Source organism: Pseudarthrobacter equi, assembly GCF_900105535.1.
GTDB lineage: Bacteria > Actinomycetota > Actinomycetes > Actinomycetales > Micrococcaceae > Arthrobacter > Arthrobacter equi.
Map to the genome: position 1 here is coordinate 4,056,430 of NZ_LT629779.1, position 15,927 is coordinate 4,072,356.

Below are 15,927 nucleotides of genomic sequence, written 5' to 3' on the forward strand. Positions count from 1 at the left end.
TTCGGCGGCTACTCAGTTCTTGCTGCGGATGGTCAGTCCCAAGGACTGCGGCTGCGCTGGAGCGCACCCGGGGCAGCACGCATCTGCGTCCTGCCCGCTGCCGGCCTGGCTGGCGGCGGCATCCTGGGCCGCGCTGCCGTTTACGCGGAACACCGCAGGCGACTCGGCGTGAGGCTCTGCATGGGGCACCGCGCAGCAGACGTCCCCGCGCCAGGCGTTGAAGCCTTCGCGGACCGCAATGCCGGCGATCACGATGGCCGCTGCAGCATCCGCCCACCACCAACCCAGCGTGCTGTTCAGGACCAGCCCCACCAGCAGCACCGCGGACAGGTAGGTGCAGAGCAACGTCTGTTTGGAGTCGGCGACGGCGGTCCTCGAACCGAGCTCGCGTCCTGCCCGGCGCTGCGCCCACGAGAGGACGGGCATGATGGCAAGGCTCAGGGCCGCAATCACGATGCCGGGGGTGGAGTGCTGGGCCTCTCCCCCGCCAGCCATCGACCGGACGGCATCCACGGTGACGAAGGCCGCGAGCGCGAAGAAGGAGATGGCGATGATGCGCAGGGTGAGGTGTTCACGCCGTTCCGGGTCCTTCGCGGAGAACTGCCAGGACAGTGCAGCGGCAGACGCGACCTCAATGACCGAATCCAGTCCGAACCCGATCAGTGCCGACGAATCGGCCACGCCGCCGGCCCAGAGCGCAACCACCGCTTCGATAACGTTGTAGGTGATGGTGGCGGCTGCGAAGAGGCGGATCCGGCGCGTCAGGATGGCCCGCCGCCCGGATGTGAGCTGGTGGGCCAGGGTTCCGCTCATGCCAGGCACTCGCCGTCGGGGGCGCAGCAGGCAGGGTCTACCGCGAGGACAACACCGAGCAGGTCCATGATGGCGTGGCCCAGCCGGGCATCGGCGAGTTCGTAACGAGTCCGGCGGCCGTCCGGGACCGATAATACCAGCCCGCAGCCGCGCAGGCAGGTGAGGTGGTTGGACATGCTCTGCCGGGACACTCCGATGGAGTCGGCCAGATCCGACGGGTAGGACGGCGCCTGGGCGAGGGCCAGGAGGACCTGCGCCCTGGTGGGGTCCGAGACGGCGTATCCGAAGCGCGCCAGGACCGGGGCGTGGGTGAGGGTCTCCATGTCCTTGACGGTACATCGTGCGATGTATCCATTCAAGGCTGTATTACGGCCGAGCCTCCTGGGCCCGTGGCTTTGCCGGCTCGGCAGGTCAGCCGGAGACGCGGGTCAGCTGGACGCGTCCCGTTCGATCTCCTCCGCGAGGTCGTCCACCTCTTCGGGCCGCGCATCGATGCCGGCTTCCTCGAACCGTTCCTCGAGGACAGTGCTGACGTCGTCCTGGACGTGGCCCAGCTGGATTTCGTGCCGAACGTCGTCGGCAATGGACTCGGGTGTCTCTTCCGGGGCCGATCCTCCTACGATTTCGTCGCTGCCATCGAAGGGGTCGTCGGCGCCGCCGGTTCCGGAATCAGTCATAGTCCATGGTTACCCGCCCGCGCGCCGGAGTAAACGGTCACCGGCGCTCAGGCCGGGAACGTCGCCAAGGAAGCGGACGACGGCGGCCGCGCCCCGCCGTCGTGCGTTCTCCTTCGTGGATTGCTCCGTGGGTTGCCCGTTCGCGGGGGCGGCCGCGCCCCGCCGTCGTGCGTGGGCCGTTCCCTTTGGCCTTCCGTCCCCCTGGTCTTCGGTTCTCCTGGTCTTCCGTTCCCTTTGGCGGCGTTGCTGGGAGAATGACCCCATGGAAATCGCGCTGGGCCTTCTGGTCCTCGTTGCCGTGGTGTGTGCCGGCAGCGCCCTCGGCCGGAAGCTCAACGTTTCGGTGCCGCTGCTGCTGGTGCTGATCGGGGTGGCGGGTTCGTTCCTCCCGTTCATTCCGGACATCGAACTGAACCCTGAACTGGTGCTGGTGGGGCTGCTGCCGCCGCTGCTGTATGCGGCTGCGCTGCGCACGTCGCTGTTTGATTTTGGCTCCAACCGCCGCGCCATCGGCCTGCTCTCGGTGGGGTATGTCATCTTCGGCACCCTCACCGTCGGGCTGGTGGTCTGGTGGCTGTTTCCGGAGATTCCGCTGGCGGCCGCGTTTGCGCTGGGGGCCGTGCTGGCGCCGCCGGATGCGGTGGCTGCGACGGCGATCGCGCGGAAGGTGGGGATGCCCCGCCGGATCGTCACCATCCTCGAGGGCGAATCCCTGGTCAATGACGCCACGGCCCTGATCTGCCTGCGCGCCGCGATCGCCGCCATCTCTGGAGTGGTGTCCGTGGCCGGGATTGCCGGGGACTTCGTACTGGCTGTGGGCGGCGGACTGGTGGTGGGCATCGCCGCGGCGTACGTGCTCACAATGCTCCGCAAACGGATCCGCAACGTTGCCATCAATACTTCGACGTCGCTGGCGGCGCCCCTGGTGGCGTACCTGCCGGCGGAGGCGATCCACGCCTCGGGTGTGCTCGCCGTCGTGGTCACCGGCCTCATCATGGGCACCAAGGCGCCGTCCATGCCCAACGGCGCGGCCCGGCTCAGCCAGCGGAGCAACTGGAACACCGTGCAGTTCCTGCTGGAGAATTCGGTGTTCCTGCTGATCGGGCTGCAGGTGCGCACCATTGTGGACGGCGTCCAGGACGATTCCCTGGGCGCCGGCAGGATCTGGGTCGGTTGCGCGGTCATCCTGCTGGCCGTCCTGTTCCTCCGGCCGGTCTGGGTGTTCCCAGCCACCTACCTGCCGCGGCTTATCCCGTCGGTGCGGCAGCAGGATCCGGCTCCGCCGTGGCAGTTTGCGGCCATTGTGTCGTGGGCCGGGATGCGGGGCGTGGTCACCCTGGCCGCCGTACTGGTGCTGCCGGAGGACCTGGAACACCGGTCAGTGCTGATCCTCGCTGCCTTGGTGGTGGTGGGCGGCACGCTGACGCTGCAGGGATTCACGCTGCCGGCGCTGGTGCGGATCCTCCGGGTGCAGGGGCCGGACCAGCGCGAAGACGCGTTGAACCAGGCATCGCTCATGCAGCTGGCCACCGCCGCGGGCGTCGCGAAGCTGCATGAACTCAGGACGGATGACGACCCGCCGGAAGTGGTGTCCATGCTGAAGCGCCGGACGCAGGAACGCGGGCTGGCGGCGTGGGAGCGGCTGGGGCGGCCGTCGGCGGAAACGTCCACGCCCAGCGAGCGCTATGCCCGGCTGCGGCTGGCAATGCTGGAAGCTGAGCGCGAGAAGGTGCTGGAGCTCCGGCGGGGTGGCGAGTACGCGCACGAGGTCCTGAGCGCTGTGCTCGAGCGGCTGGACGTTGAGGAATCGATGCTGGACGTGTCCCTGGACGAGATTGACCCGTCCGGCGGGGGCGGAGGCGAAGGCGTGGCCAAACCCGGCGGTGAGTGCGACCACCTGGAGTCCGCGGAACCGCGGGAAGTGCCCGGCGGCGCGATCTGCGAGGACTGCGTCCGGGAGGGAACGACGACGGTCCACCTCCGTATGTGCCTGGAGTGCGGCAACGTGGGGTGCTGCGATTCCTCCCCCGCCACCCACGCGTCCAGGCACTTCGAATCGACCGGGCACCCCGTCATGCGCAGCATCGAACCCGGCGAGGACTGGCGCTGGTGCTACCAGGACGACCTGCTGGGGTGAATGGGCTCTAGTTGGGTGAGTGGGCGGGTGCGTGCCTGGGTGCGCTTGGCTGGGGTGATGCTGGGGCCGAAAGCTCGCCGTCAGTCCCGGGGCGCCCGTGCACGGCGTCTGGTTGCGAAAAAGCCCGGCAGGCTGACCATGAAGGCGGCGACGCCGAGGCCCAGCGGGGTGGTGAAAGGGAACCCTCCCTCCCTGATGCCATTTTCATCGGCAATAAGGGTGAAGTTCCAGGTTGCGACGGCGCCGCACACCAGCAGTGTGGCGCTGGCCACCAGGGCCAGCGCCCAAAAGTCAGTGCGGCGTGTCATCGATTCGTCGTCCGCCCAGTCCGCCGGCCACTCCGATAACCGGCCCAGAAGGCGAGGATCAGCAGACCCAGCACCGCGATGCCCAACCCGATCTGCGTCCCCTGCGTTACGAACGTCAAGCCGGATCCGCTGAAGGTGTCGTTGCTTAGCGGCGCGTAGGCGAACCAGCCAAAGCTGGCGGTCGCCTGCTGGTTCCACGCGACAATGCACCCCACCAGCAGCGCGGTGACACCGAGAAAAGGCACGACGACGGCACTGAGCCTGGTGCGTCTGGACGGTTTTCGATGTTCCGGTATTTCGTTGTCCCCCATGCCTGCGAGTCTAATCGTGGGCGCCGGACCGCCCTTCCCGGCTCAGCCCTCCCGGTCTAGGCTGGGCGGATGCCCGGCGTAAGCGGCTACACCCGCGGCCGGCACCCGGATGAGATTCCGGAACAGCCCATTGCCCCCCAGAACCCGAGGATGGATGATGACCAGTACCCCTTCGCAGGACACCGTTCGCACGCCAGGGCCTCAGGTCTATGTCAGCTTTCCCGGAACCGCGCGGGAAGCCCTGACCTTTTACTGCGATGTCTTCGGCGGTGAACTTACCCTGTACACCTACCAGGACTTCAGCAGGAGCGACGGCTCCCCGGACGCCATCGCCCACGGAACGCTCAGCGGCGTCGTCGCGCTTGGGGGCTCGGACGCGGCAGCCGGCGAGGCGTCCGTCCGCACCGAAGGCGTAATGCTCTCGCTGCTGGGGACCGCAGAACCGTCAGTGCTGCACGAATGGTTTCGCAGGCTTTCCGACGGCGGCACCGTGGTTGATGCCCTCGCGCCAAAACCGTGGGGCGCTTCGGACGGCCAGGTCATCGACCAGCATGGGCTCCACTGGCTCATCGGGTACGAGGACTAGCTGCGGAATCAGCTGCGGCGGGGCTGTCTACCGGCCGGGCCGCCTGCCCATCCTGAAACCGGCCCAGAACGCCAGCACCAACAGGCCCACGACGGCGATGGCCAGGCCCGCCTGCGTTCCCTCGGTGATGAGGTCCGCGCCGATGCCGGTGAACGGACGGTTGCTGTTCGGCGCGTAGGCGAAACTGAAGGAACCGTTCCGGTTCAGCCAGGCGATCAGGCACCCCGCCAGCACCACGGCAACGGCCAGCGAAGGCACGACGGCGGCGCGCCACTTGGCGCGTTTGGACGGCATGCGGACTTCAGGTGTGTTGTGCTCCCCCATGAGGGCGAGTCTAGCGGGGCGCGCCCGTCCCACCAGCGCGAAAGGCTGCCAGTGAGGTCCTGACACCCAGCACAGGACGGGTCTAGGCTGGGCGGATGTTGACCATCGGCACCATCGTCCTCGGCGTCAACAACGTCGCCGCCGCTACCGAATTCTGGAACTCAGCCTTGGGCTACGTCCCGCGGGAACCAGGTGACGACACGTGGGTAACCCTCGCACCGCCGTCGGGCCCTGGCGCGTTGCTCTCGCTCATGCTGAGCGAAACCCCTGTCCAGGACCGCCCGCGGATCCACCTTGACCTGTATGCGGAGGACCAGGGGGCCGAGGTGGAGCGCCTAGTGTCGATTGGCGCCCGGCGCGTGGACTGGGATCTCTACCCAGAGGACCCGGACTTCATCGTCCTGGAGGATCCCGACGGAAACCGGTTCTGCGTCATCGACAAGAGCGACGGCTGAGTATGGCCGCCCTACGCGGTTCTTGCTCCGGTGCCGCGCTCCGCGGTCCTAGAGCATCGCGGTTTCCTCCTCCGCCAGCCGGATGAGCCGCAACTCGTCCTCAACGGCGCGCGCCGGCCAGTAGTCCTTCGCCAGACCGCTCGCCCAGTTCCTGTCAGCGTCCGGGAACAGCTTGTGCAGCAACCCTGCTGCCTCAAGCAGTGCGATGAGGGCCAGGGTCCTGGTCCTCTGTGCCCCGGTTGCTGGATTGTCGGGTTGCGTCGCCGATTCCTTCGGTGCGCCGTCGGCCGGCGAGTCTGGCACCACGGTTGATGGGGTGACTCCGCTGAGGGTCGACTCGATCCTGCTGAGGAGAGCTGCTTCGGGTTCGTGGTCCTTTTCCGGATAACGCACCGGCCGGAAGCGCGCGAGGTGCCTCTCCCCCAGGTGTTCCACGATGCCGAGGGCCGCCATTCCCTCGTAGATCCGGTGAACCTGGGCACGGCCTTCCATGATGGAAACCCACCTGGCGGGAGTGTGGGGACGGGACTTGCCGCGGATCAGTTCCAGTTCAGGTGCAAGGTCGTCCCTGGCGGCCGATCCTGTGGCCCGGATGTGCTTGCCCTGCAGCTCGATCGCGCCGGTCAGGTCGAGCTCGGCCAAGATGGCGCCGGCCACTGTGGTCCTGAGGGCGAACAGGGGCACTTCGGGTTTTCCGTCTTTGTCGTTCGTTGCCAGCAGCAGGAATTGCTGGGGCAGGTTGAGGTTCACCGCAGCGGGTGCTTCAGCGTTCATACGGCCATGGTGGACCTGCCGGGCCGTCGCAGCAACGGCCTTTCGTACCTATCTGCTCCAACAAAGCATGCAGCTGGGGTTGGGTTTAGTTGGTGGCTCCCGGGTCACGAGCCGGAGCAACCAGCCGGTAAATTTGAGTGAATGATCCATATTGACCGGGACGATCCCGTACGCGGTGATGTCCACCAGCTCCTGAGCGAGCATTTGGCGGACATGTTCGCCACCTCGCCTGCCGAGAGCGTGCACGCCCTGGACCACTCTGCCCTGTCCGTGCCCTCGATCACCTTCTGGACAGCGCGCGAAGACGGTGAGCTGCTGGGGTGCGGCGCCCTCAAGCTTCATGATCTCGAGTCCGGGCGTGACGTCGAATCTCTAAAAGCCCACGGCCCCGCGGTTCTCGGAACCGAACTTCACAGCGCTAGCGGGCTTGGTGAGATCAAGTCCATGCGTACGGCAGCGGCGGCTCGTGGGCGTGGGGTGGCTACCCTCATGCTCAACCACATCATCGACCACGCCAGGGCCCAGGAGCTCGAGCGCGTCTGCCTGGAAACCGGAACCGAGGACTACTTCGCTCCGGCCCGGCGCCTCTACTCGCGCCACGGTTTCACGGAATGCGCGCCTTTTGCCAACTACGTCCTGGACCCGAACAGCGTTTTTATGGAGCTGCGCCTCTAGCCGTTGCCGCAGCCAAGGCGGGCAGGCGCGCCTGGGCTACAAAATGCAGACGTTAGGCATGTGTGTGCTGCTCGCAGCCCGGTCATGCCGGCTGTCTTGTCCGCCCGTTTGACTGCCGTATAGCCAAGCATTCTGTTACTTTCCCGTTATGGGGATGCCGAACAAGGTCTTTAGGTCGCTGAGCATTTTTCTCGCTGGCTTTGTGACGTGGGTGTTGCTCTGGCAAGTTCTTGGGGCGGTCCAAGCGTTGCTCGTCGGGGCTGTGGTCGCTGTTGTGGTTGTCCTTTTCTTCCGCTGGGCTGCGGCCAGGCGTTGAAGATTGGAGCAGACCGTGACACTGATCCTGCTGGCGTGTGGCCAAAGCGTGGACGAGCCGAGGGCTAGGCGGCCATACTCGCATGGTTTGATATTCATATGAAGGTCTGGGTTTGGGGAGCCGCCGGAGCATTGCTGTTATGCACTGCGATGACTTTGGTCGTTTTCGGTTTCTTGCAACCCGGCGTTTCCTGCGAGGGCGAAGATAGTTCGGCGGGGTGTCCGCCAACGGCCGCCAATGCCAGTCTGTTGGTTGCAGGGATAATCGCGCTCCCCATCAGCGCCCTCTTCATGATTCAGGCAGGAGCGATGCACCGGCTCGCGGACAGGATGTCGAGCTGACCCCTAGCCAGGTAAGCGTGAAGACACACCTGTCTGATCGATGGCACAAATCAGGCGTGACCCCGCACGAGAGCCGATCCTGCCAAAAGTACCCGGCTGCCCACGAGCAAGCGCATGCAGTAACTCTGCCACAGGGAGTTGCCGTCATTCCCGCGCTGGAGTGGTCTGTCCAGAAGATCGCAAAGCAGGCGTTTGGGCCCATAAGCCCGTGGCCCAATCAGCTGGTTACTTGTCGGAGCTTGAACACGATCGAGTCGAAGACGGCTCGTGCCTCTCGTGTCAGCTCCGGATTGATCGATTCGTGGAATTGGACCATCCAGAACATAGCGCGCTGGCCGTGCAGGTTGACCACCCGGTAGGTTTCGCGCTCAGCGACGCTTGAGTACCAGCGGGTGCATAGGTTCGAATAATCTGAGTGAACGCAAAACTGACCGTTGTCGCAGGCTTTGATGTCCACGTCGCCCTCGACGGAGAGGTCGAATTCGACGCCGGAGTAATCGCCCACCACGACCTCGGCGGGAGGGGTGCTCGCCGTTGACGCCTGCGCCGTCAACGCGTCGACGAACGCCTTAGCCGACGAATCGACCTCGACGAGCGCGCCCTGCCACGCGCACGCGTCCCTCGGCACATGGTCGGAGTGCCACCAGCCCACGAAGACCGCCCTATCACCCGGGTGATCCGGGTCGTCCTTACGCAGTCCGTCGCCGTCTTCACTCACCCAGCCATCTGGGACGGTGATCTCGAAATTCTCGGCGAAACTGGTCACGACGTATTTACCGGCGTCGATGTCGCCGCTGGCCGGCAGCGGTGGGATCGTGGGCAACGCCGGCGCTGTGCGGGCCTCCGTAGAGGGTGCGGGGGATGGCGCCTCGGCGGGGGTGCACGCCGACAGGCCGAAGCAGACGGCCAAGACTGATGTCATGGAGATGAAAAGGCGTAGCAGCACACGCATGGCGGCCTCCAACAACAAACCTTATGCTGCGGACGTTACGCGCAGCCAACACTGACTGCAAGAGACCCAGTAGCTAACGCACCCCCATTTTAAATAGCGGGAAACGGATGGTGAGTTCCGCCACCAGCTACTGTGGTCATCCCTGCTGGTTCGCCATAGCCTCAGGCCCCAATGCGTTTGAAAGTCGCTCTCTGAACTCTGGCCTAACAGAGGATTCGGTGCCCGACTGAGAATCCTCAAACGGGCATCCACCAATCACCACGGGAGTCGCTGTTCGGCCGGGGTTGATGGAGAATCGGTGCATGATCAGCACAGCAAAGGTTGACGGTTTCGTGGTTCGAGCGGGGGGTCATTCACGAGTTGAGATCCTACGGTTTCTGCGCAGTGCGGATGTATTGGTCAATCTCCATGCCGAGACGTTGCTCGCTCACCCCGCATTCGACAACCCAGTGCGTCAAAACCTACGAATCGTAGAGCGAACGGTAGAAGAGCTTGGCTTCGCACATGGCGCGGTTCAGTCCCAGATCTTCAGTGCTGCGCGGAACCACGGCCTCGCACTTTGTCCCTTGGTGACGGGCCCTTATCTCCGATTGGCGATGATGGGCCAATCGAACGCCCCGGACTCTGTTTTGTCGGCAGGACGTGCGCCGACCGGAGCGATCCACGTCGCTTCCGAGCCGCTAAGCGAGGACGCGGAGTACCCCAAAGGATTCTACCTTCGGGTCGTGGACGGGCAGGCCTGGCTGAGGGGTTATCGATGCGATGACACGTATGTTTGGGCGCCGCACCATCGGCTCGCGTTCCTATCACCAAGTCGCTAATGACACGCGCGCTCATCTTCTGACCACATAGACCAGGACCAAAGCGCTCACGCAACGCACCCGTTGCTCTTGGCGTTGAAAGCCGGCAGATCCTGGTCGATCCCGGACTTACGGGAGCGAGTCGGGTGCGCCCGGAGCGCAGCGAAGCGGTGGTGGCATGCCGAGGGACGACTGCGTAGAGCGGCCCCCTCGGAATTCGCGGGAGCGCGTTCAGGCGACTTCTGAACGACGTTTACCTGTAAGCGCTAGGCAGCGAGGTACGCAATCAGGGCATCCTCGAGCGGGCTGACGTCCCCGGAGGTGCCGCCACCTACATCGGGAGTTCCGCCGTCAAGGCTTGGTGGCATGGTCGAACTCCCGGCAAGCAGCGCGAGCGGCAGCCGTGGTGGCACCCAGTCCGGTTGTTCCGCCGGATAGTGGCGCCCGGTGGGTGAGGTCCAGCCTGGCGGTTCATTCTTGCTGGCCGGTGTGGGGGTCCAGGCGCTTTGATGCTTGAGCCTGTGGTGTTTGGGGCACAACTGTGCCAAATTACTGACTCCCGTTGCCCCGCCGTGCTGCCAGGCGGTGAGATGGTCGTTCTCATTGTCCGGTGTGTGGTTGCTGCAGCCCGGGAAGGTGCATTTGCCATCCCGCATCCTCAACCAGCGCTTCAAACTCTCAGGGAGCCGGTAGTTCGTCCTGCCGATTTCCAGCGGCGCCCCGTCCCGGGGGTCCACCAAAACCCGGTAAAACGACCCCGCCCCCTCGGCAACGATCCTCCGTGCCACCGACGCAGGGACAGGCCCGAAACCGTCCACTTCCCCTGGTTCGTCCGTAACGCCAAACACTGAGAAAGCGGGGACGGTCATCAAAATGTCAGCCTTCGGCGCCGGAAGCTTTTCCAGGTCCAGCCCGACACAGCCCAGGAGAAGGTTGGCGCTGACGTCTGCCCGGCGCTGACTCAGTGTGCGCGAGTCATCGGGACTCTGCAAACCACGCGCGATGGAGGTGACCTTATTCCAGATTGCGCAGGCATTTTCACCCGGAAGTATCAGGGTGATCCGGCCCATGCCATCAGCCTCGGGGCGATACTCCATGCGCCGCTCGGCAACGCTCAAGGCCCGCCGCACCTCCAGCGAGTCGGGATACTGGCGCTCCCGCCATGCCCGAACCTTCCTGCGGAAGCGCGACGGCACCAGTTCCCCGGGAGCGGCACCACGGGCAGCATGGGGCGCGTCCGGATCGAAGAAGTGCGCTTCCAGTTCTTGGACTCGCGCAGGTTCCAGACCCGCTGTTTCATCAGCGAGAATCCGGGCATGCTGCCACGAGATGGCGCCCGCCTGCAGCTCGGCCAACGCCGCAGGCAAGGAACTCGTCAACGCGTGCGCTTCACCCATCAAGACAGAGGCCGCACCCTCGCCGACGGTGAGTACACATGCGACCTCCGCCACCAGAGACTTCTCACGCGCCGAGGCCTCATAAGCGTTGGCGGCCGGGCCCTCGATCTGGGCTGACGCCTCAGCGTAGGCGGCTACCAGCCGGACCTTCGCAGCCGCCGTGGCAGCTTCGACCCGTGCCAGCACTTCCAGCCCTGCCAAGCACGACTCGGCCAACTCCCCCAACGGGTCACCAGAGATGGGAGCCCCGCTACGGCCTACGCCATGGCAACCGGCGCTGTGGCTGCGGGCATTGTCACTGGCGCCGTTGCCGTGGGCATTTCGGTAGGGGCCATCAGCGCGCGAATCGCAGTCAGTGCCATCGCGGCCAGTGGTGTCACAGCATTCATTGTCTGATGCCGCCATAGGACCACGCACAATACGGGCCAGTTCATCGACCAATCCGGCCACCGATGCAACGGCAGCGGCCATCGTGACCTTGCCTCCCGCACCCGTGACCGCTCCGGTTTCCATACCTGAAGCATGGCAGGAGGGTCTGACATTTTGAGTGGGCTGCTCGGCTAGGTACAGCTAGGCGGCGAGCGGCATATCGAACAGCTGCTCGGCCAGCCTGATCAAGTGGCGGGGAGCGTCTGCGTCCTCCCACGGTTCTGCGTGGCCAAGGAACGTGACGGTCCCGTGGATAGTGCTCTCCACGTCCACGCCGGCCTCGCGGAGAAGGACCTCCGCCCGCACGTTATGGAAGATCCGGCCCGACTCATTGCTCAAGTAAGCGCGCCAGTCCTGTCCCGCCAGCACCGCAACTTCCCCTGCCGCTACACGCTGCTGTGAAGCGGCGTCCAACTGCAAGGGCCGGATGTGGACGGGGTGGTTGAGCCTGGCGGGGATCACCAGGGCGTTGAGGAGGGGGTTCATGATTTGCGTCTTTCGTCCATACGCTGACCGCTGATTGCTGGGCGATGTGCGCGGAGCGCCCTTCGCGGATGGCTGCGCGACAAGGCCGTAGCCCATCGCGGAGCAAGGGAGCCATAAGCCGGACGTCGAGCGATAGGCATCGGCTCCGGGCGAGGAGGGCGGTTGCCGCGCAATGACGCGGGCGGCCAGACGGGACTAGGAGTTCCCCATCCAGCCGCCCGCGGGCTTTTAGCGCTGGTTCTTGCGCGGCTTGGCGAAATTCAGCTCACTGTGTTCGTGCCTGGCTTTTTTGTCAGCCCGTTTTTCAAGAATCGACTTGCCCGCTTTTTTCGCGGCGCTGCCTTTGGGGGATTTTCCGGACATCGGAATCACGCCTTTCTGTGCTTGCGTTAACCGATACCATACCCACTTTTTATTTTTATGCCAGTCCTGCCGGGAAGCACCCTCCGTCGGAGCACATCCCTGCAACAACGGGCATGCGGGCGTGACTGGGGCCGTCAACCAGGCTGACACCTTTCCACCGAAAAGCGCCTGCCAAGTCTTTTTCTGTAAGCGTCGGCTTACAGAAAAAGACCGGCATCGCCCTGGCTTTCCAGATTCTCCAGAAATAGCACAAATTGGGTCATTAAAGACCAGGAAAATCCCCAGCTGTTAGGCCGCTAAAAACCCACCCAGGACGTTTTCCAGAGAGTCAGCGCCAGAATTCGCCGAGTTTTTCGGCGAGGTCCAGTCCCTGCTGATATCCGGAGCGGGCAGCGGCCGGCCGCAACGACACATCCATCGCATTGGCGCCGAACAGGTGCTCGGAAGCGCTGCCCGGGAAGACCGTTTCCACCCTGCTGCCGCCGGCGCGCAACCCGCTGACCTGCGATGCGAGATGCATCCCCCAGTCAGCGGGCGTCCGCGACCTCCCGCCAAATGGAGAGAGGACGAGCACGCGTGCATATCCCGCTGCCAGGTCGGCATTCTCGGCGTTGGCCCGGTAGCCGCCGTCGATATACGCACCCCCGCCGGCGCTGTACGCGAACCCGCTGGCACAACTGGCGGCAACGGCGTCCACGAGGCCCACCCCACTGTCGCGGTCGAATACCACGGGATGGCCCGTGCGGGCGTCCACCGCCGTGATGAGCGTGTACCGGTCCGGCCACAGCTGGTGCGGCAGCCTGGCCGCCACGGTGGCCCGCCAGCGGTCCGAAGGATCGTAGTCTGCAGCCAGGTCCAGGGCTGCGGCGCCCATTTTGAGGCGCATGTCAGCCACGTCCACGGACTCGGCGATGATCCTGCCCGTCCGCTCCAAGTGGCTCACTACCCCACCGGCGGGAGACGGCCGCTGAGAACCCGAGCCGGCAGCGACGGCCTGAAGCCGGGAACCTGCATCCACAGTTCTGGGAGCTGCGCCACCTGCCGACGGTCCGGGTGCGGCCGGAGCCGCAGGTACCGCGCCCGACGCCGGCGTGCGGCTTAGGGGCGGAGCGTCAAGGATCGCAGCCAGCAGCTCAGCCGGGGTTGCGCCGGAGAGTTGGGCCGCCGCCGTCGAGCCGGCTGATGTTCCGATAACGAGGTCGGCGTCGGTGACATCCAGCCCGGCCTCGGACAAACCGGCCATGACGCCGATCAGCCACGCATTGCCGGTGGACCCGCCGCCGCCAAGAACCAGCGCCCGTTCACCGGACCCGGGCATTCGTGGGGTGGCATCAATGCCCGCGGTAGAAGACGCAGTTAAAGGAGGTGCCGAAGCGCCCGAAGGAGAGCCCGCGGAAACAGCATCAAAAGGTAAAGAAGAAGGTGAAGACATGGGAGTCGCCTTTCGCGAATTGCCTGATGTGGCGCTCCCGGCGGCGGCTAGCTCAGCCGCGTGATCGTGGACTGCCGGGGAGCACCCATTACGGATACAGCGTTCATGGGTCTCACCTCCTGCAGTCGGGTCACGATCACCGGAATCGTCGCACAGGATCGCGCCGCTGCGCAATGGCCAAGGTTTTACATTCCCGAAACGAAAACACCTAGCCGCAAACAAAATTGCAGAGTAGATTTGATGCAATCAGGTTTGCAGAGTGATCTACGGCACAAGCACACAAGGGCAGGCCAGCAGACCAAACGAGCGTTACAGGACGGGTACACCTTGAACACCAACGCCATCAGCGAGAAGGCCGCAGCGGGAGAAGCCGGCGGGGCTGGCACCTCGTCGGGCGCCTGGCTGGGCGATGCGCTGCCGGATGTTCCGCTCACCAAGGCCCAGAGCCGGGTGGTGGAGATCATCACGCGCAACCCGCAGCTCTCCTCCTACGCGGACATCGCCGAAATCGCCCAGCGCGCGGACGTGAACAATTCCTCCGTAGTGCGCACCGCGCAGCACCTCGGGTACCGCGGCTGGCCGGACCTGCAGCGCGAACTCCGCTCCCGCTACCTCGTCATGATCTCCACGGAAGACACCCTCACCGAACACGGCGAGCACCGCAGCCCCCTCCGCGAAGCCATCACGCACGACATCGAAAACCTGCGCCTGACGCTGGATTCCAACACCTCCGAGGAAGCCGAGGCAGCCATTGCGGCGATGGCCGCGGCCAAGTCCATCACCGTCGTCGGGATCGGTTCCTTCGCCGGACCGGCAGGCGTCATGGCCCACCTCGGCTCCACCATGGGCTACCCCATCTCGCTGGAAAACCGCGCCGGTGTCCACCTGGCCTCCAGCACCAACAGCCTCGGCCCCGGCGACGTGCTGGTGGTCATCAACATGTGGCGCTCGGTGAAGCACATCATCATCGCCGCCGAAGCCGCCAAGCAGGCCGGCGCCACCGTCATCGCCATCAGCGACCTCCGCCGCGGCCGCTTGGCTTCCGCCGCCGACCACCTGCTGGTGGTCGCTTCCGAAGGCATCTCCTTCTTCCAGTCGGTCACCGCCGCCAACTCCCTGGTCTACGGCCTGCTCGCCGGCATGGAAGCCGCCCACCCGGAACGCAGCCGGGCTGCTATCCGCCGCACCCAACAGCTCTGGAAAGACCTGGACATCTACCTCGATTAAGCGTCCCCAACCAAGCACGCGCACGTAAGCGGCAACGCCCGGGCAAGAACGCTCCGCGCAAATCCGCACCAGCAAACAACAACCGCCACAGGAGTACCCGCATGAACGAGCCACAGAACCGCCGCATCGCCGTCATCGGCCTCGGCGCCATGGGCGGAGCCATGGCCGCCACCCTGCACAAGGCCGGATGGGAAGTCACCGGGTTCGACCCCTCTGACGCAGCCCGCGCAGCGGCAGCAAGCACCGGTATCAGCACTACTGACAGCCTCGCCGCCGTAGCCGGGACACCCTACGCGGTACTCTCCCTCCCCGCAGCCAGCATCGTGGAAACCACGGTGCCGCAGCTCCTCGCCACCCCGGGCACGGTGGCAATCGTGGACACCACCACGTCCGAACCGGCCACCAGCAAGACCATGGCCGGGCTCGCCGAAGCACAGGGCGCCGCCTTCATCGATGCACCGGTTTCGGGAGGTCGCGACGGCGCCGCAACAGGAACGCTGAGCGCTTTCGTGGGTGCCACGGACGCCGCACTGGCCGGCGCAGAGCCGGTCCTGCTCGCCCTCACCGGCGGGAACTACAGCCACATCGGCGGGCCCGGCAGCGGCAACGTGGTCAAACTCCTCAACAATGTCCTGGCAGCCGCAAACCTCGCCTCCGTGGGCGAAGCGCTGGGTGTGGCCAAGGCCTACGGCATTGACCCAGCGACGGCGGCAGCCAGCATCAGCGGCGCGTCCGGCGGCAGCAAGGTCTCGGCCAACATGTACCCCAACTGGGTACTCACCGGCACCCACGATTCCGGCTTCTCCATGGGCCTGATGGCCCGGGATGCGTCCCTCGCAGTGGACCTCGCGGAGCAGATCGGTGAGAAGCCGGCACTGCTGGCAACGGTGGCCAACCAGTGGCAGGACGCCCTGGCGGTTCTCGGCCCCAAAGCCGACTTCACCGAGATCGCACGCACCGTGGCACCTGCGATCACCCCCGCCGGCGCGCCTGGCGCTGAGGCCGGGACAGGCGAAGCCATTAGCCCTGAAACAGCCGCATCCACAGGCACAAAAACCAGCCCGGCCACCCCGGAAGCCTCCTCCCCCGCGGCCTGAGTCACCGCCCGAAGGGCCGGTCCGAAA

General features: G+C 65.4%; 18 protein-coding genes. 6 read left to right on the forward strand and 12 right to left on the reverse strand.

The annotated features are described in order from the left end of the window. Positions 1 to 12: 12 nt before the first annotated feature. The 3 genes from BLT71_RS18525 to BLT71_RS18535 form a co-directional block, all read right to left on the reverse strand. Entirely contained in the window at positions 13 to 813 is an 801-nt protein-coding gene (locus BLT71_RS18525; protein WP_091723216.1) for a cation transporter, read from the reverse strand. Continuing rightward, positions 810 to 1,136, reverse strand: coding sequence for an ArsR/SmtB family transcription factor (locus tag BLT71_RS18530; protein WP_091723217.1), 327 nt, complete (start codon positions 1,134 to 1,136; stop codon positions 810 to 812). The genes BLT71_RS18525 and BLT71_RS18530 overlap by 4 nt, the downstream gene beginning before the upstream one ends. 105 nt (positions 1,137 to 1,241) lie before the next feature. Continuing rightward, complete coding sequence (locus BLT71_RS18535) at positions 1,242 to 1,490, reverse strand: hypothetical protein (protein ID WP_091723219.1); 249 nt, start codon at positions 1,488 to 1,490, stop codon at positions 1,242 to 1,244. Between the two features lie 262 nt (positions 1,491 to 1,752). Between BLT71_RS18535 and BLT71_RS18540 the strand changes: the two genes are divergently transcribed. Further along, on the forward strand, positions 1,753 to 3,627 hold the full coding sequence (locus BLT71_RS18540) for a Na+/H+ antiporter (RefSeq protein WP_091723220.1): 1,875 nt from the start codon (positions 1,753 to 1,755) through the stop codon (positions 3,625 to 3,627). An 80-nt stretch (positions 3,628 to 3,707) separates the two neighbouring features. Here BLT71_RS18540 and BLT71_RS18545 read toward each other — a convergent pair whose 3' ends face one another. Continuing rightward, complete coding sequence (locus BLT71_RS18545; protein ID WP_091723222.1) at positions 3,708 to 3,935, reverse strand: hypothetical protein; 228 nt, start codon at positions 3,933 to 3,935, stop codon at positions 3,708 to 3,710. Further along, positions 3,932 to 4,246, reverse strand: coding sequence for a hypothetical protein (locus tag BLT71_RS18550; protein WP_091723223.1), 315 nt, complete (start codon positions 4,244 to 4,246; stop codon positions 3,932 to 3,934). Before BLT71_RS18550 ends, BLT71_RS18545 begins: the two co-directional genes overlap by 4 nt. 157 nt (positions 4,247 to 4,403) lie before the next feature. Here BLT71_RS18550 and BLT71_RS18555 point away from each other — a divergent pair, with 157 nt between their 5' ends. Continuing rightward, complete coding sequence (locus tag BLT71_RS18555; RefSeq protein WP_091723225.1) at positions 4,404 to 4,832, forward strand: VOC family protein; 429 nt, start codon at positions 4,404 to 4,406, stop codon at positions 4,830 to 4,832. 27 nt (positions 4,833 to 4,859) lie between these two features. Here BLT71_RS18555 and BLT71_RS18560 read toward each other — a convergent pair whose 3' ends face one another. Continuing rightward, positions 4,860 to 5,156, reverse strand: a complete 297-nt coding sequence (locus BLT71_RS18560; protein ID WP_091723226.1) for a hypothetical protein — start codon at positions 5,154 to 5,156, stop codon at positions 4,860 to 4,862. Positions 5,157 to 5,251: 95 nt separating this feature from the next. On the opposite strand from BLT71_RS18560, the gene BLT71_RS18565 reads away from it, so the two are divergent. Next, positions 5,252 to 5,611: a VOC family protein gene (locus tag BLT71_RS18565; protein ID WP_091723228.1), complete on the forward strand. Its 360-nt coding sequence runs from the start codon at positions 5,252 to 5,254 to the stop codon at positions 5,609 to 5,611. 48 nt (positions 5,612 to 5,659) lie between these two features. On the opposite strand, the gene BLT71_RS18570 is transcribed toward BLT71_RS18565, so the two are convergent. Continuing rightward, entirely contained in the window at positions 5,660 to 6,385 is a 726-nt protein-coding gene (locus BLT71_RS18570) for a GOLPH3/VPS74 family protein (protein WP_091723230.1), read from the reverse strand. A gap of 141 nt (positions 6,386 to 6,526) precedes the next feature. Here BLT71_RS18570 and BLT71_RS18575 point away from each other — a divergent pair, with 141 nt between their 5' ends. Further along, positions 6,527 to 7,060, forward strand: coding sequence for a GNAT family N-acetyltransferase (locus BLT71_RS18575; protein ID WP_091723231.1), 534 nt, complete (start codon positions 6,527 to 6,529; stop codon positions 7,058 to 7,060). 874 nt (positions 7,061 to 7,934) lie between these two features. Here BLT71_RS18575 and BLT71_RS18585 read toward each other — a convergent pair. From BLT71_RS18585 to BLT71_RS18605, 5 genes are all read right to left on the reverse strand, one after another. Further along, a complete protein-coding gene (locus BLT71_RS18585; protein WP_231994364.1) occupies positions 7,935 to 8,681 on the reverse strand; it encodes a hypothetical protein in 747 nt (248 codons plus the stop codon). 1,054 nt (positions 8,682 to 9,735) lie between these two features. Next, positions 9,736 to 11,379, reverse strand: a complete 1,644-nt coding sequence (locus tag BLT71_RS18595; RefSeq protein ID WP_231994365.1) for an HNH endonuclease signature motif containing protein — start codon at positions 11,377 to 11,379, stop codon at positions 9,736 to 9,738. A gap of 57 nt (positions 11,380 to 11,436) precedes the next feature. Then, on the reverse strand, positions 11,437 to 11,781 hold the full coding sequence (locus tag BLT71_RS18600) for a hypothetical protein (protein WP_091723237.1): 345 nt from the start codon (positions 11,779 to 11,781) through the stop codon (positions 11,437 to 11,439). Positions 11,782 to 12,009: 228 nt separating this feature from the next. Beyond that, positions 12,010 to 12,282 carry a hypothetical protein gene (locus BLT71_RS20450; protein ID WP_157693502.1) on the reverse strand — a complete coding sequence of 91 codons (273 nt, stop codon included), beginning with the start codon at positions 12,280 to 12,282 and terminating at the stop codon, positions 12,010 to 12,012. A gap of 190 nt (positions 12,283 to 12,472) precedes the next feature. Continuing rightward, on the reverse strand, positions 12,473 to 13,462 hold the full coding sequence (locus tag BLT71_RS18605; RefSeq protein ID WP_172830008.1) for a patatin-like phospholipase family protein: 990 nt from the start codon (positions 13,460 to 13,462) through the stop codon (positions 12,473 to 12,475). Between the two features lie 441 nt (positions 13,463 to 13,903). Here BLT71_RS18605 and BLT71_RS18610 point away from each other — a divergent pair, with 441 nt between their 5' ends. Then, positions 13,904 to 14,803: a MurR/RpiR family transcriptional regulator gene (locus BLT71_RS18610; protein ID WP_091723238.1), complete on the forward strand. Its 900-nt coding sequence runs from the start codon at positions 13,904 to 13,906 to the stop codon at positions 14,801 to 14,803. Beyond that, on the forward strand, positions 14,773 to 15,900 hold the full coding sequence (locus tag BLT71_RS18615; protein ID WP_407681249.1) for an NAD(P)-dependent oxidoreductase: 1,128 nt from the start codon (positions 14,773 to 14,775) through the stop codon (positions 15,898 to 15,900). Before BLT71_RS18610 ends, BLT71_RS18615 begins: the two co-directional genes overlap by 31 nt. The last annotated feature ends 27 nt before the right edge of the window (positions 15,901 to 15,927 follow it).

Excerpts from the sequence above, each read along its gene's own strand:
- BLT71_RS18525 (WP_091723216.1), bottom strand. The coding sequence starts at position 813 with ATGAGCGGAACCCTGGCCCACCAGCTCACATCCGGGCGGCGGGCCATC.
- BLT71_RS18530 (WP_091723217.1), bottom strand. The coding sequence starts at position 1,136 with ATGGAGACCCTCACCCACGCCCCGGTCCTGGCGCGCTTCGGATACGCC.
- BLT71_RS18535 (WP_091723219.1), bottom strand. The coding sequence starts at position 1,490 with ATGACTGATTCCGGAACCGGCGGCGCCGACGACCCCTTCGATGGCAGC.
- BLT71_RS18540 (WP_091723220.1), top strand. The coding sequence starts at position 1,753 with ATGGAAATCGCGCTGGGCCTTCTGGTCCTCGTTGCCGTGGTGTGTGCC.
- BLT71_RS18545 (WP_091723222.1), bottom strand. The coding sequence starts at position 3,935 with ATGACACGCCGCACTGACTTTTGGGCGCTGGCCCTGGTGGCCAGCGCC.
- BLT71_RS18550 (WP_091723223.1), bottom strand. The coding sequence starts at position 4,246 with ATGGGGGACAACGAAATACCGGAACATCGAAAACCGTCCAGACGCACC.
- BLT71_RS18555 (WP_091723225.1), top strand. The coding sequence starts at position 4,404 with ATGACCAGTACCCCTTCGCAGGACACCGTTCGCACGCCAGGGCCTCAG.
- BLT71_RS18560 (WP_091723226.1), bottom strand. The coding sequence starts at position 5,156 with ATGGGGGAGCACAACACACCTGAAGTCCGCATGCCGTCCAAACGCGCC.
- BLT71_RS18565 (WP_091723228.1), top strand. The coding sequence starts at position 5,252 with ATGTTGACCATCGGCACCATCGTCCTCGGCGTCAACAACGTCGCCGCC.
- BLT71_RS18570 (WP_091723230.1), bottom strand. The coding sequence starts at position 6,385 with ATGAACGCTGAAGCACCCGCTGCGGTGAACCTCAACCTGCCCCAGCAA.
- BLT71_RS18575 (WP_091723231.1), top strand. The coding sequence starts at position 6,527 with ATGATCCATATTGACCGGGACGATCCCGTACGCGGTGATGTCCACCAG.
- BLT71_RS18595 (WP_231994365.1), bottom strand. The coding sequence starts at position 11,379 with ATGGAAACCGGAGCGGTCACGGGTGCGGGAGGCAAGGTCACGATGGCC.
- BLT71_RS18600 (WP_091723237.1), bottom strand. The coding sequence starts at position 11,781 with ATGAACCCCCTCCTCAACGCCCTGGTGATCCCCGCCAGGCTCAACCAC.
- BLT71_RS18605 (WP_172830008.1), bottom strand. The coding sequence starts at position 13,462 with ATGCCCGGGTCCGGTGAACGGGCGCTGGTTCTTGGCGGCGGCGGGTCC.